Annotated in this window: 16 protein-coding genes; 3 read left to right on the plus strand and 13 right to left on the minus strand. The window is 72.0% G+C overall.

The genetic code is table 11. The features are described 5' to 3' along the window. The first annotated feature begins 22 nt into the window (after positions 1 to 22). Genes ACZ5FU_RS06595 through ACZ5FU_RS06605 form a run of 3 tightly spaced genes read left to right on the plus strand, consistent with a single transcriptional unit; the run spans position 23 to position 1,904 of the window. Positions 23 to 571 (plus strand): DUF1697 domain-containing protein, encoded by a 549-nt coding sequence (locus ACZ5FU_RS06595; protein WP_451526936.1) that lies wholly within the window; start codon positions 23 to 25, stop codon positions 569 to 571. A gap of 54 nt (positions 572 to 625) precedes the next feature. Next, the gene (locus ACZ5FU_RS06600; protein ID WP_451526937.1) at positions 626 to 1,222 is read left to right on the plus strand and encodes a TIGR03086 family metal-binding protein; all 597 of its coding nucleotides are present in this window, start codon (positions 626 to 628) and stop codon (positions 1,220 to 1,222) included. A 55-nt stretch (positions 1,223 to 1,277) separates the two neighbouring features. After that, a complete protein-coding gene (locus ACZ5FU_RS06605) occupies positions 1,278 to 1,904 on the plus strand; it encodes a mycothiol-dependent nitroreductase Rv2466c family protein (RefSeq protein WP_451526938.1) in 627 nt (208 codons plus the stop codon). Positions 1,905 to 2,042: 138 nt separating this feature from the next. On the opposite strand, the gene ACZ5FU_RS06610 is transcribed toward ACZ5FU_RS06605, so the two are convergent. The 13 genes from ACZ5FU_RS06610 to ACZ5FU_RS06670 all read right to left on the minus strand — a co-directional run bounded on the left by ACZ5FU_RS06610 (position 2,043) and on the right by ACZ5FU_RS06670 (position 13,627). Next, entirely contained in the window at positions 2,043 to 2,783 is a 741-nt protein-coding gene (locus ACZ5FU_RS06610) for a sirohydrochlorin chelatase (RefSeq protein WP_451781799.1), read from the minus strand. A gap of 5 nt (positions 2,784 to 2,788) precedes the next feature. Then, positions 2,789 to 3,697: an ABC transporter permease gene (locus tag ACZ5FU_RS06615; protein WP_469044916.1), complete on the minus strand. Its 909-nt coding sequence runs from the start codon at positions 3,695 to 3,697 to the stop codon at positions 2,789 to 2,791. Continuing rightward, complete coding sequence (locus tag ACZ5FU_RS06620; protein WP_468647095.1) at positions 3,684 to 4,472, minus strand: ABC transporter ATP-binding protein; 789 nt, start codon at positions 4,470 to 4,472, stop codon at positions 3,684 to 3,686. The genes ACZ5FU_RS06615 and ACZ5FU_RS06620 overlap by 14 nt, the downstream gene beginning before the upstream one ends. A gap of 36 nt (positions 4,473 to 4,508) precedes the next feature. Then, a complete protein-coding gene (locus ACZ5FU_RS06625) occupies positions 4,509 to 5,657 on the minus strand; it encodes an aliphatic sulfonate ABC transporter substrate-binding protein (RefSeq protein ID WP_469044918.1) in 1,149 nt (382 codons plus the stop codon). Positions 5,658 to 5,879: 222 nt separating this feature from the next. After that, positions 5,880 to 7,214 (minus strand): sulfate adenylyltransferase subunit 1, encoded by a 1,335-nt coding sequence (locus ACZ5FU_RS06630; protein ID WP_468645033.1) that lies wholly within the window; start codon positions 7,212 to 7,214, stop codon positions 5,880 to 5,882. Positions 7,215 to 7,216: 2 nt separating this feature from the next. Next, the gene (cysD, locus tag ACZ5FU_RS06635; RefSeq protein WP_468645035.1) at positions 7,217 to 8,152 is read right to left on the minus strand and encodes a sulfate adenylyltransferase subunit CysD; all 936 of its coding nucleotides are present in this window, start codon (positions 8,150 to 8,152) and stop codon (positions 7,217 to 7,219) included. Continuing rightward, a complete protein-coding gene (cysC, locus tag ACZ5FU_RS06640; protein ID WP_451529815.1) occupies positions 8,149 to 8,685 on the minus strand; it encodes an adenylyl-sulfate kinase in 537 nt (178 codons plus the stop codon). The genes cysD and cysC overlap by 4 nt, the downstream gene beginning before the upstream one ends. Before the next feature lie 86 nt (positions 8,686 to 8,771). After that, a complete protein-coding gene (locus tag ACZ5FU_RS06645) occupies positions 8,772 to 9,482 on the minus strand; it encodes a phosphoadenylyl-sulfate reductase (protein ID WP_451529816.1) in 711 nt (236 codons plus the stop codon). Further along, positions 9,479 to 9,658 (minus strand): hypothetical protein, encoded by a 180-nt coding sequence (locus ACZ5FU_RS06650; protein ID WP_451529817.1) that lies wholly within the window; start codon positions 9,656 to 9,658, stop codon positions 9,479 to 9,481. The genes ACZ5FU_RS06645 and ACZ5FU_RS06650 overlap by 4 nt, the downstream gene beginning before the upstream one ends. Then, positions 9,655 to 11,352 (minus strand): nitrite/sulfite reductase, encoded by a 1,698-nt coding sequence (locus ACZ5FU_RS06655; protein WP_451529818.1) that lies wholly within the window; start codon positions 11,350 to 11,352, stop codon positions 9,655 to 9,657. The genes ACZ5FU_RS06650 and ACZ5FU_RS06655 overlap by 4 nt, the downstream gene beginning before the upstream one ends. Before the next feature lie 184 nt (positions 11,353 to 11,536). Continuing rightward, on the minus strand, positions 11,537 to 11,620 hold the full coding sequence (locus ACZ5FU_RS06660; protein WP_309486338.1) for a putative leader peptide: 84 nt from the start codon (positions 11,618 to 11,620) through the stop codon (positions 11,537 to 11,539). 127 nt (positions 11,621 to 11,747) lie between these two features. Then, the gene (locus ACZ5FU_RS06665) at positions 11,748 to 12,320 is read right to left on the minus strand and encodes a GNAT family N-acetyltransferase (protein ID WP_469044920.1); all 573 of its coding nucleotides are present in this window, start codon (positions 12,318 to 12,320) and stop codon (positions 11,748 to 11,750) included. A 17-nt stretch (positions 12,321 to 12,337) separates the two neighbouring features. Next, positions 12,338 to 13,627 (minus strand): hypothetical protein, encoded by a 1,290-nt coding sequence (locus ACZ5FU_RS06670; RefSeq protein WP_451529820.1) that lies wholly within the window; start codon positions 13,625 to 13,627, stop codon positions 12,338 to 12,340. Between the last annotated feature and the right edge of the window lie 307 nt (positions 13,628 to 13,934).

The raw sequence follows: 13,934 nt of genomic DNA on the forward strand, positions 1-13,934 counted from the left end.
GGAGAGGCCCTAACCTGTCCGGATGACGACGACGTACGCCGCCCTGCTGCGCGGCATCAACGTGGGCGGCGGCAGGAAGGTCCCGATGGCGGACCTGCGGACGCTGGTCGAGGAACTCGGCCACGGCGACGTCCGTACGTACCTGCAGAGCGGCCAGGCCGTCTTCTCCGCCGGCCACGGCGACGAGGACGGCCTCGCGCGGGAGCTGGCGCGGGCGGTCGAGGAGCGGTTCGGCTTCGCCGTCGACGTGATCGTGCGCGACCACGCCTACCTGAAGGCGGTCGTCGACGGCTGTCCCTTCCCGGCCGCCGACCTTCAGGCCAGACAGCTCCACGTCACGTACTTCTCCGCCGCCGCCGGCGCCGACCGCTTCGCGGGGATCGACCGGGCCGCCTTCCTCCCGGAGGAGTTCCGCCTCGGCGACCGCGCCCTGTACCTGTACGCCCCCGAGGGCCTCGGCCGCTCCCGGCTCGCCGAGCAGCTCTCCCGGCCCCGCATCACCAAGGGGCTGATCGCGACCACCCGCAACTGGAACACCGTGGCCAAGCTGGTCGAGATGACCCGGCCCTGAAGCCTGTCGCGTTTGTTCAAGAGAACCCCGCGCCCCGTCCCTAGCGTGAGGGGCATGACGTACGACGAGACGCACCGGTACCTGTCCGAGTGTGCCACCGAGGCGGCGCGCGTCGCGCGCGGTGTCCCCGCGGCCCGCCTCACCGCACCCACCCACTGCCCCGACTGGGACCTGCGCGCCCTGGTCAACCACTGGGTCCTCTACACCTCCCACGGCCTGGAGCACCGCGCCCTGCGCCGGGAGCTCCCCGCGGAACTGGTCGCCCGCGACTTCACCGCCGACCCCGGCTGGCCCGACGCCTACGCCGATCAGCTCGACCGCGCGGTCGAAGCCTGGGCGGACCCGGCGGTCTGGGAGGGCGAGGTCGACCTGGGCGGCGCCGCCCTGCCCGCCGGCGAGCTGGCCGCCATGATCGTCAAGGAGACGGCGGTGCACGGCTGGGACGTGGCCGTCTCCACCGGTCAGGAGTTCCACGTCTCGCAGGGCGCCGCCCGCCTGGTCCTCGACGTCGTCGAACGCCACGGCGACCTCTACCGCCGGTACGACGGCTTCGCCGACCCGGTGCCGGTGCCGGACGACGCGCCGCCCTTCGAACGGGCGCTGGCGGCGAGCGGACGGGACCCGCGGCAGGGCACCCGGGTGGACCACTGAACAAGCCCCCGATTGGGCCGTGGCAAGGGTCCGATGCCGCACTACCGTCACCGGCATGACCCACACGCCCGCTCCCGCCCGCATCCGCGTCGACCTCTGGTTCGACCCCGCCTGCCCGTTCGCCTGGATCACCTCCCGCTGGCTGCTGGAGGTCGAGCGGCACCGCCCGCTCGACCTCCGGTTCCGGGTCATGAGCCTGTACCTGCACAACGAGGGCAACACACTGCCCGACGGGTACCGCGCGCTCGTCGACAGGTCGATCGGCCCGGTCCGGGTCGCCGTCGCGGCGGCCGAGCGGCACGGCGACGCGGTCCTGCGGGACCTCTACACCGCGCTCGGCACCCGCATCCACGGCCAGGGGACCGAGGACTTCGACGCCGTGATCGCCGGCGCCCTCGCCGAACTGGGCCTGCCCGCGGACCTGGCCGGGGCCGCCCACGACCCGTCGTACGACGACGCCGTCCGCCGCGCCCACGCGGCGGGGGCCGAACCGGAGTCCGGCGGTTACGTCGGCACACCGACGGTCCACGTGGAGGGGACGGTGTGGTTCGGGCCCGTGCTGCGCGCCGTCCCGCGCGGGGAGCGGGCGGCCGGGCTCTTCGACGCCTTCCGCGTGCTGGCGGCCGAACCCGACTTCTTCGAGCTCAAGCGGACCAGGACGGGAGGCCTGTCCTTCGCGTGACCGACCACTGACCACTGACCACTGACCACCGGCCACCGGCCACCGGCCACTGACCACCGGCCACCCCGGCCACCGGCCGACCGGCTGACGGTCCGTGCCCGCCCGCGTCTCCGCGCGTCGGCAGGCGCCTCAGGCCCTTCAGGCCCCGAGCGCCGCCGGCATCGGCGCGCGGGCCGCGTCGTACCGCTCCAGCAGGAGGCGGGCCACCTCGGGGGCCGGGCCCAGCACCGCGGCGAGGACGTCGGCCCCCGCCGCGCCCCGGGCGATGCGGTCGGGGAGGAAGCCGGGGGCCAGGACGTACGGGGCGACGGCCACCGTGGAGCAGCCCAGTTCGCGCAGTTCGCGCACCGCGTCCTCGGTGCGCGGCAGTGAAGCGGAGGCGAACGCGGGTCGCACGGCGCACCAACCGGTGTGCCACCACTCCCGCGCGATGTCGGCGATCACCGCGATCGCCTCCGGGTCCGTGGACCCCGCCGAGGCCAGCACGACCCCGGTCGAGGACCTGTCGGCGGGCGTCAGCCCCGCCTCGTGGAGCCGCCGTTCCAGGGCGGAGACCAGCAGCGGGGAAGGGCCGAGCACCTCCGCCTGGTGGATCCGCAGCCGGCGCGGAGCGTCCCGCAGGACGGCCGGGATGTCCGCCTTGGCGTGGAACGCGCGCGTCAGCAGCAGCGGGAGCGCCACCACGTCGCGCACGCCCTCCGCCGCCAGCGACTCCAGCACCCCTTGCACGGAAGGGACGTTGAAGTCCAGGAAACCGGTCTCCACCCGCAGCCCGGGCCGCAGCGACCGCACCCGCCGCACCAGGGCGTGGACGGTCGCCGCATGCCGCGGATCGCGGCTGCCGTGGGCGATGACGAGGAGGACCGGTTGCCTGTGCACGAGGGTCAGCCCTTCATCAGCAGTCCGCGTCCGCGCAGGACGCGTCGTTCCAGGGGGCTGAAGATGAGGAGGTCGATGGCGATGCCGACGAAGAGGATGAGGATGATCGCTTCGAAGACCATGGCCATGGAGCTGGCGTTGCGGCCGTTCTCCAGCAGGGCGCCCAGGCCGATGCCGAGGTCGGGTGAGGAGGCGATGATCTCGGCGGCCATCAGGGAGCGCCAGGAGAAGGCCCAGCCCTGTTTGAGGCCGCTGAGGTAGCCGGGCAGGGAGGCGGGGAGCACGATGTGCCAGGCGCCCTTCAGGCCGGTGGCGCCCATGGTGCGGCCGGCGCGCAGGAACAGGGGGGGTACCTGGTCGATGCCGGAGACCAGGCCGTTGGCGATGGAGGGGACGGCGCCGAGGAGGATCACGGCGTACATCATGGAGTTGTCCAGGCCGAGCCAGATCACCGCCGGGGGTACCCAGGCCACCGAGGGCAGGGACTGCAGGCCGGACAGGACCGGGCCGATCGCGGCGCGCACGAACTTCACCCGCGCCACCAGCAGGCCGAGGGGGGTGCCGATGGCGAGGGCGAGGAGGAAGCCGAGCAGGCCGCGCGAGACGCTGGTCCAGATGTACTCCAGGAGCTTGCCCTCCAGCCAGGCGTTGCGGAACTCGGTGCCGACGGCGGAGGGGGACGGCAGTTTCGCGGGGTCGTCGACGATGTGGAAGGTGATCAGCGCCTGCCAGACCACCAGCACCACCGCGATCGCGATGACCGGCGGCAGGATCTTGTTGACGAGGGTCTGCCGGAAGGACGTACCGGCGGTCGCCGGGGTCTCGAGGGCGTCGAGGCCCGCCTCCACTCCCGCGATGCCGTTGTCGCGGACCGGGGCCTTCGCCGTCGGGTCGCTGGTCTCAGTGCTGGCCATGTCGGCGGATCTCCCCACGCAGGACTTCGGTGATCTCCAGGGACAGCTCGGCGACGGGAGCGTCCTCGATGCGGCGCGGCTGCGGAATGCCGACCGTCCACTCGCGCGCCACCCGGCCCGGCCGGGAGGACAGCAGCACGACGCGCTGCGCGAGGCGTACCGCTTCGCGCACGTTGTGCGTGACGAAGAGGATCGAAAGGCCCGTCTCCGCCCAGATCCGCGTGAGTTCGTCGTGCAGCACGTCCCGCGTGATCGCGTCGAGCGCCGCGAACGGCTCGTCCATCAGCAGCAGCCGCGCGTCCTGGGCCAGCGCCCGCGCCAGCGCCACCCGCTGGCGCATACCGCCGGACAGCTCGTGCACCCGCTTGCCGTACGAGCCCTTCAGCCGGACCAGCTCGAGCAGTTCCTCGGCCCGGTCGCGGCGGTCGTTCTTGGGAACGCCCCCCAGTTTCAGGGCGAGTTCGATGTTCCTGCCCGCGGTGAGCCACGGGAAGAGGGCGTGTTCCTGGAACATCAGGGCGGGCCGGCCGTCGGTGCTGATGTCTCCGGTGGTCGGGGCGTCGAGCCCCGCCACCAGGTTCAGCAGCGTCGACTTGCCGCAGCCGGAGGCCCCCAGGAGGGTGACGAACTCGCCGGGTGCGACATCGAGGGTGATGTCGTCCAGGACGAGCTGCGGCCCGGCGGGCCCGGTGAAGGACTTCGAGACGTGCTCGATGCGGGCGGCGAGGGCCGGCGACTGGGTGCCGTCGGCGGCCCTGGCGAGGGTGGTTGCCATGGTCGTCACCTCCTGGGAACTCTCGTGGTTGCGGGGTTACTCGGCGCCGAGACCGGCGTCGTCGACGGTGGGCTCACCCGCGGCCTGAAGGACCTTGTTCAGGGGCGCGAGGTCGTAGATGCCCTTGAGCAGCGGGTCCTCCAGCAGACCGGCCTTGACCGCGTGCTGGGCCTCGCTGTTGAGCGTGGCCGCCAGCGGGTCGTCGGTGAACTGGATGGACTCCCACGCCGGGTCCAGCACCTTCGCGGGCAGTTCCTTGCCGGAGTCCACCTTCAGCTGCGCGTTCGCCGCCGCCTTCGCCTCGTCCGGGTGGGCGTTGATGTACTTGTTGATGTCGACCGATGCCTTCAGGACCGCTTCGACGGCCTGGGGGTGTGCGGTGAGGAACTTCTGCGACACGATGATGTTCGTGATGACGAACTTCTTGTCGGGCCACAGGTCGGATTCGTCCAGGAGTACCTTGGCGCCCTCGGCGACCAGCTTGGAGGCGGTCGGCTCGGGGACCCAGGCGCCGTCGATGGAGCCTGACTTGTAGGCGTCGGGGGTGACCTTGTTGTCGGTGCGGATCACCGACACGTCGCCCTTGCCGCTCTGCGCGTCGACCTTCCAGCCCTGCTCGGCGATCCAGTTCAGCAGCGCCACGTCCTGGGTGTTGCCGAGCTGGGGGGTGGCGATCTTCTTGCCCTTGACGTCCGCGACCGACGTGATCTTGTCGGGGTCGACCACCAGCTTCACCCCGCCGGAGGCCGAACCGCCCACGATGCGCAGGTTCTTGCCCGCGGACTTGGTGTAGCCGTTGATCGCCGGGGAGGGGCCGATCCAGCCGATGTCGATCGAGCCGGAGTTGAGCGCCTCGATCTCGGACGGGCCGGCGTTGAAGATCTGGTACGACGCCTTCGTGGCGCCGAGCGCCTTCTGGAAGTACCCCTTGTTCACGCCGACGAGGGCGGTGGCGTGGGTGAGGTTGCCGAAGTAACCGATCTTGACGGTGTCCAGACCGTCGATCTTCTCCGATCCGGCGGCGACCTTCTGCTCGGCCGGTTCGTCCTTGGCCTCGGAGCCGTAACCGCAGGCGGCGAGGGTGAGGAGGGGCAGGGCCGCGACGGTGGCGAGGCCGCGGCGCAGGAGGCGGCCGGAGGCGCCCCCGTTCGAACGCAGCCGGGAAAGGGGGAGGTTGGCAGGCACGGGAGGTCTTCCTCTCGTTGGCCCGGCGGTCACGGTCTCTCAGGTCGTGGCCGGGAGGTCGGCAGGTCTTCGTCTACGGCGGTGGGGGGTGTGGGCGCGCAGGCAGTGCGCGTACGTCAGCGCACACATCGCGCCACCCCGCCCTGTCCGCTGCCGAGGGCGCCGCTGCCGATGCGGCCGCCCTCCTTCGCGAACGTGGAGTAGTAGTCGGTGGAGTTCACGTCAGAAGTCCCATCCGTCGTCCTCGGCCGGGTCCTTGACGGGCTCGGGGGAGGCGAACGACTCGCCGACCATGCCGGCGGTGAGCGTGGTGCCGTCGCTGGGGTCGATGAGGATGAAGGAGCCGGTGCGCCGGGAGTCGGCGTAGGAGTCCACCGGCAGCGGCTCGGCGGTGCGGATCTTCACCCGTCCGATGTCGTTGGCGACGAGCTGCCCCGGGTGCGGGTGCAGGGACAGGTCGTCGAGCGTGAGACGGGACGGGATGTCCTTGACGATCGCCTTGACGGTGCGGGTGCCGTGCTTGAGGAGCACCCGGTGGCCGACGGTCAGCGGCTGGTCGGCGACGTGGCAGACGGTCGCCTCGACGTCCTGCGTGGTGGGCGGGGCGTCCTTGCTCGGCACGATCAGGTCGCCGCGCGAGACGTCGAGGTCGTCCTCCAGCAGGACGGTCACCGACTGCGTCGTCCAGGCCACGTCGACCGGGGTGCCGAGCAGGTCGATGCCCGCGATCCGCGTGGAACGGCCGGACGGCAGCACCGTGACCTGCTCGCCCACCCGGAACGTGCCGGCGGCGATCTGACCGGCGTACCCCCGGTAGTCGCGGTGCTCGGGGGTCTGCGGGCGGATCACGTACTGCACGGGCAGCCGCGCGTGACAGTGCGCCAGGTCGTGGCTGACCGGGACCGTCTCCAGGTGCTCCAGGAAGGTCGGGCCGCCGTACCAGTCCATGGTCGCCGACGGCTCCACGACGTTGTCCCCGGCGAGCGCGGAGATCGGGATCGCGGTGACCTCGGGGACACCCAGCTCGCTCGCGTACGCCGTGAACTCCTCGGCGATCGCCGCGAAGACGGACTCCTCGTACCCGACGAGGTCCATCTTGTTGACGGCGAGGACGACGTGCGGGACGCGCAGCAGGGCGGCGATCGCGGCGTGGCGGCGGGTCTGCTCGACGACGCCGTTGCGGGCGTCGACGAGGACGACCGTCAGTTCGGCGGTGGAGGCACCCGTCACCATGTTGCGGGTGTACTGCACGTGGCCGGGGGTGTCGGCGAGGATGAACCGGCGCCGGGGGGTGGCGAAGTAGCGGTAGGCGACGTCGATGGTGATGCCCTGCTCGCGTTCGGCGCGCAGGCCGTCGGTGAGCAGCGCCAGGTCGGGAGCCTCCTGGCCGCGGCTCGCCGAGGCACGCTCCACGGCCTCCAGCTGGTCGGTCAGGACCGACTTGGAGTCGTGCAGCAGCCGTCCGACGAGGGTGGACTTGCCGTCGTCGACGGAGCCGGCGGTGGCGAACCGCAGCAGGGTGGTGGCCGCGAGTTCCTCGGTCGTGATCGTGGTCATCTTTAGAAGTACCCCTCGCGCTTGCGGTCTTCCATCGCGGCCTCGGACATCTTGTCGTCGGCACGGGTGGCACCGCGCTCGGTGAGCCGGGACGCGGCGATCTCCGTGATGACCTGCTCCAGCGTCAGCGCGTCGGAGTCGACGGCGCCGGTGCAGGACATGTCACCGACGGTGCGGTAGCGCACGAGGCGCTTCTCGACGGTCTCGCTCTCCTTCGGGCCGCCCCACTCGCCGGCCGTCAGCCACATGCCGGCCCGCCGGAACACCTCGCGTTCGTGGGCGAAGTAGATCCCGGGCAGTTCGATGCCCTCGCGGGCGATGTACTGCCACACGTCCAGCTCGGTCCAGTTGGACAGCGGGAAGACGCGGACGTGCTCGCCGGGGGCGTGCCGGCCGTTGTACAGGTTCCACAGCTCGGGGCGCTGGCGGCGCGGGTCCCACTGGGAGAACTCGTCGCGCAGGGAGAACACCCGCTCCTTGGCGCGGGCCTTCTCCTCGTCGCGGCGCCCGCCGCCGAAGACGGCGTCGAACCGCTCGGCCTGGATCTTCTCGGTCAGGGGCAGTGTCTGCAGCGGGTTGCGGGTGCCGTCGGGCCGTTCCTTGAGGATGCCGCGGTCGATGTAGTCCTGCACGGAGGCGACGTGCAGGCGCAGCCCGTGGCGGGCGACGGTGCGGTCGCGGTAGTCGAGGACCTCGGGGAAGTTGTGCCCGGTGTCCACGTGCAGCAGCGTGAAGGGCACAGGCGCCGGCGTGAACGCCTTGAGCGCCAGGTGCAGCATGACGATGGAGTCCTTGCCGCCGGAGAAGAGGATCACCGGGTTCTCGAACTCGCCCGCCACCTCGCGGAAGATGTGCACCGCCTCCGACTCCAGGGAGTCCAGGTGGCTGAGGGCGTACGGAGCGTCCGTGCCCTCCTCGGTCCGTGCGACGGTCGTCACACCAGTCCCCTCTCGCTGAGCAGGGCGTACACCGACGCCGCGGACTCCTTGACGGTCTGGTTCTGGGACTCGATCCGCAGATCGGGCCGCTCGGGGATCTCGTAGGGGTCGTCCACCCCGGTGAGGCCCTTCAGCTCGCCCGCCGCCTGCTTGGCGTACAGGCCCTTCACGTCCCGCTCGCTGCACACCTCGACCGGGGTCGCCACGTGCACCTCCAGGTACGCCGTCGCGCCCTCCTCGTGACGCTTACGCACCGCCTCACGGCTGTCCGTGTACGGCGCGATCACCGGCACCAGGGCCTTCACACCGTTGCGGGCGAGGAGTTCGGCGAGGAACCCGATGCGCTGCACGTTGGTGTGCCGGTCCTCGCGGCTGAAGCCGAGGCCCGCGGAGATGAACTCGCGGATCTCGTCGCCGTCGAGCACCTCGACGCGGTGGCCCTCCTCGCGCAGCCGGGCGGCCAGCTCGTACGCGATGGTGGTCTTGCCGGCACTCGGCAGACCCGTGAGCCAGACGGTGGCTCCGGTCGTCACGTGATTCTCCTGGGTCGCGGTGGTCGCTCCCGTCACCACAGGGGCGACAGGAGCCGTGGGAGTCGTGTGGATCGCCTCTGCGCCCGTCATCCGTGCAGCCCGCACTCGGTCTTCGCGCGGCCCGCCCAGCGGCCGGCCCGCGCGTCCTCGCCCGCCAGGACCCGGCGGGTGCAGGGGGCGCAGCCGACGGAGGTGTAGCCGTCCATCAGCAGGGGGTTGGTCAGCACGCCGTGCTCGGCGACGTAGGAGTCCACGTCGTCCTGGGTCCAGCGGGCGATCGGGGAGACCTTGACCTTCTGCCGCTTCTCGTCCCAGCCGACGACCGGCGTGTCCGCCCGGGTCGCGGACTCGTCGCGGCGCAGCCCGGTCGCCCAGGCCCGGTAGCCCTTCAGACCCTCTTCCAGGGGCCGCACCTTGCGGAGCGCGCAGCACAGGTCGGGGTCGCGGTCGTGCAGCCTCGGCCCGTACTCGGCGTCCTGCTCGGCGACCGTCTGCCGCGGGGTGAGGGTGATGACGTCGACGTCCATCACGGCCTCGACCGCGTCCCGGGTGCCGATGGTCTCGGGGAAGTGGTAGCCGGTGTCGAGGAAGACCACGTCCACGCCCTTGAGCACGCGGGAGGCCAGATGGGCCACCACCGCGTCCTCCATGGACGAGGTCACGCAGAACTCCTTGCCGAAGGTGTCCACGGCCCACTGGAGGATCTCCAGCGCGGAGGCGTCCTCCAGGTCGCGGCCCGCCTGCTCGGCGAGCGACCTCAACTCCCGTGCGGTACGCGCTTGCCGAGTCGCCGTCATATCGCCTCCCCTCCGTCGTCGGTACGCCGAACCCCCCGGGCGAGCAGCCCGAGGAACTTCAGCTGGAATGCGCGGTTGCACGCGGCGCATTCCCAGGCGCCGTGGCCCTGCTCGTTGGGACGCAGGTCCTCGTCGCCGCAGTAGGGGCAGTGGAAGGGGGCGGCACGCTCGCTCACGACAGGGCCTCCTCGCCGGCCCGCGCGGCCCACGCGGCGAACCGCTCGCCGTCCTCGCGCTCCGCCTGGAACCGCTTGAGCACCCGCTCGACGTAGTCGGGCAGTTCGGCCGAGGTGACCTTCAGGCCGCGGACCTTGCGGCCGAAACCGGCTTCGAGACCGAGCGCTCCGCCCAGGTGCACCTGGAAGCCCTCGACCTGCTCGCCCGCCTCGTCGAGGACCAGCTGGCCCTTGAGACCGATGTCCGCGACCTGGATGCGGGCGCAGGCGTTCGGGCAGCCGTTGAGGTTGATGGTGATCGGTTCGTCGAACTCCGGCAGGCGGCGCTCGAGTTCGTCGATCAGGCTGGAGCCGCGCTGCTTGGTCTCGACGATGGCGAGCTTGCAGTACTCGATGCCGGTGCAGGCCATCGTGCCGCGCCGGAACGGGGAGGGCTTGGCGGTCAGGTCCAGCGCCCCGAGGGCCTCGACCAGCGACTCGACCCGGTCCTCCGTGACGTCGAGGATGATCATCTTCTGTTCGACGGTGGTCCGGACCCGGCCCGAGCCGTGCGCCTCGGCCAGCTCCGCGATCTTCGTCAGGGTGGCGCCGTCCACGCGGCCCACGCGCGGTGCGAAACCGACGTAGAAACGGCCGTCCTTCTGGCGGTGCACGCCGACGTGGTCGCGCCAGCGGCCGACGGGCTCGGCGGGGGCGGGTCCGTCGACGAGCCTGCGCTCGAGGTACTCGTCCTCCAGGACCTGGCGGAACTTCTCCGGACCCCAGTCGGCGACCAGGAACTTCAGCCGGGCGCGGTTGCGCAGCCGCCGGTAGCCGTAGTCGCGGAAGATGGAGACGACGCCCTCGTGCACGTCCGCGACCTCGTCCAGCGGCACCCAGGCGCCGAGCCGCACCCCCAGCTTGGGGTTGGTGGACAGGCCGCCGCCGACCCACACGTCGAAGCCGGGGCCGTGCTCGGGGTGTTCGACGCCGACGAAGGCGACGTCGTTGATCTCGTGCGCCACGTCCAGCAGCGGCGAACCGGAGACCGCGGTCTTGAACTTGCGGGGCAGGTTCGAGAAGGCCGGGTTGCCGACGATGCGGCGGTGCATCTCCTCGACGGCCGGGGTGCCGTCGATGATCTCGTCCTCGGCGATGCCGGCGACGGGCGAGCCGAGGATGGTGCGGGGCGTGTCACCGCAGGCCTCGGTGGTGGACAGGCCGACCGCCTCCAGGCGGTTCCAGATCTCCGGCACGTCCTCGATGCGGATCCAGTGGTACTGCACGTTCTGCCGGTCGGTGATGTCCGCGGTGCCGCGCGCGAACTCCTGCGAGATCTCGCCGATCACCCGCAGCTGCTCGGTGGTGAGCCGGCCGCCGTCGATGCGGACCCGCAGCATGAAGAACTCGTCGTCCAGCTCCTCCGGCTCCAGGATCGCGGTCTTGCCGCCGTCGATCCCGGGCTTGCGCTGGGTGTAGAGCCCCCACCAGCGCATCCGCCCGCGCAGGTCGCTGGGGTCGATCGAGTCGAAGCCGCGCTTGGAGTAGATCGTCTCAATGCGTGTCCGCACATTGAGACCGTCGTCGTCCTTCTTGAACTGCTCGTTGCCGTTGAGCGGGGTGAAGTGCCCCGCGGCCCACTGACCCTCGCCGCGGTGACGGCTCACCTTGCGGCGGGGCGCTGAGGCGGCGGGGTTCTCGGGGGTGGCGGCCATCGTGAATACGTCCTTCGGGACAGTGACGGGAAGGGGGCGGCGCGGGGCGCCGTCCATGAGGAACGGTGGTCTCGTGTGCCGTGCGGGCGGCCCTGACCTGCGCGGCGGGGCGCACGGGGGCACGCGTGCGCGTCGTTGCGCGAGGAGGAGGCTGGAGAGGGCTGTCGGCGGGGCTTTCGGCTCGTCAGCTCGCCGGACAGATGGCGCTGGACATGCGGCCGAGATCGACGTGCCGCCGACTCACCAAGGCAATTCCAGTTCCAGACATGACGGAAGCGTGTCACGGCGATCTGGACACAGTCCAGCTTCGTCCGTCATGTGGACACCATGGTCCCGCTATGTGAGACCGGGGTGGTGTCGGTCACATGCTGTGCGGGGTGTCTTGTCGACCCAGGTCAGACGGGGTATGCACCCGGCCAGGGGCCCGGAGCGGCCACTTCGGGCTGCTCCTCGACCGTGGTGTCGAACAGCCTGAACCCGCGGCGCCGGTAGTTGTCCATCGCGTGCTCGCCGTCCAGGCTGCACGTGTGCAGCCACACCCGCTTCGTCGGCGGCAGCGCCGGCCAGCGGTCCGCGAGGTCCCAGGCGCGCGCGACGCCGTACGACAGCAGGTGGCCGCCGATGCGCCGCCCGCGGAAGGCCGGGACCAGCCCGAAGTAGACGATCTCGACGGCCCCCTCGTCCTGCGCTTCCAGCTCCACGTACCCCGCGGGCGTCCCCCGGTCGTACGCCACCCAGGTCTCCACGCCCGGCCGGTCCAGGTGCTCCCGCCACCGCGCGTACGTCCAGCCCAGCCGGTCGATCCAGCGGATGTCCCCGCCGACGGAGGCGTACAGGAAACGGCTGAACTCGGGCGAGGCCACTTCGGAGCGCACGATCCGCACGTCGCCCTCGGGCGCGGCGGCCGGCCTGAGGTCGCCCGGCGCGGTCTGCTCCAGGGACCAGGTGGTCACGGGGATGTCGGTCATGCCCGCCAGGGAATCATCTACTCCGCGGATCTGTCGATCGAGGCCAGCGGCAGCGCGAACAGCACCCGGCCGGACTGCGTCCACACGTCGCCGGTCTGGGCCCAGTACGACAGGGACTCGGTCCGCGGGCTCCAGCAGTCCCGGCTGTCGTCGGCGCCGCAGTGCGCGGCCCGCGCGCCCTCCGCGTCCTGCCGCCACAGCGTCCCGCGCCCGTCCTCGGCGGCGCCCCGGCTCACGTACCAGCCGTCGTCGTACGACAGCACGCCGCGCACCCCGTTCACCTCGGTGCGGTACGCCTGCGTCGCGCCGACCCGGCCCGCCGGGTCACCGGCGAGGAGGCCGGCCCGGCCGGGCGCGGTGTCGAAGGCGTACCGCCACAGCCGGGCGCCCCGGTCACCGTCGTCGAGGGTCCACTCCCCGGCGACGAGGGTGTCCGGCGCGGTGCTGCGGTCCAGGGAGACGGTGGTGGGGCGCGGGGCGTCGGAACCGCCGGCCGGACGGTAGGAGGCCACGGCCGGCAGGACGTACGGGGCACCGTGCGCCGACCAGCCGCCGGGCACCCGGCCGACCGCCGTGCCGGCGACCGTGGCCCGGTGGATGCGGTTGACGTCGTACACGTACAGCGCGGCCCGGTCCCCGTCGCCGGCGGTCACCAGCAGCTTGTCCTGGTACCAGACCATGCCGGAGACCCGGGAGACCAGGCCCCGGTAGTCGCGCCCCCCGTCCACGGGGACGGCCAGCAGCGCCCAGGTGTAGGAGAGTCGGCCCATGTCGTCCGCGTCCACCAGTGCCACCCGGGCCAGGCCGCGGTCGGCGACCGGGCCGGAGTCGCGCGACCAGCCGGAGACGATCACCCGGTGCGCGCCCCAGCGGCCGTCCTCGTCCGCGTCGCCGGAGGTGGTGACGGCGCCCGGCTCCCAGCCGGCGGTGTCGTCGGTGTTCCAGCAGTACGCGTGGGTCGCCGCGGGGGAGAGGGGCAGGGCGTCGCGCTCGTCCTCGGTGCAGCCGGCCGCGCCGCGCAGCGGACGGGCGGCGCCGCTCAGCGCCTCGTCGACTCCGATGGACGGGCCCATCCCCGCGGCGAGCCGGTCCAGGGAGGCGGGCGGGACCGCCTCCTCCGTCAGCCGCAGCGCGGCCGTGCCGGCGGACGACGTGAGCGGTTCGAGGGCGCCGGGACCGTCGGAGACCGTGGCCTGGGAGGCACTGATCATGGTGGCGGCGGCGGTGAGCGCGAGGGCGGTCCCCGTCAGGAAACCGCGCAGCACCCTGCCCCGCCTGCGCCGGCGATGTCGGCCACGCTGCTTCATTCGTCCTCCCGAGACGGGCCAACTGCGCCTGACGATCCTTGCGTTGCCCGAGGAGCAGGTGGGGTGACCCGTAGAGGGATGCTACGGCAGTCGGTGGCCGTGGGGGGCGAAGACGCCGTATCTGTACGGAAGCCGCTGTGTCGTCCGCGGGGGAAGGCCCCGTGCCGCGGGCCGGTTCCCGGGACGCCGCCCCACACGCCGGACCTGCGGGCGGGCGCGGACCGCGCCGGGGGTCCTCCCGCGTCGCCACCGCCGCGCCCCTGGTCAATTCCCGCCGGGTGGCCGAAACTTGGGGCACGCCGTCCCG

It is taken from the genome of Streptomyces sp. NPDC031554 (assembly GCF_055580685.1).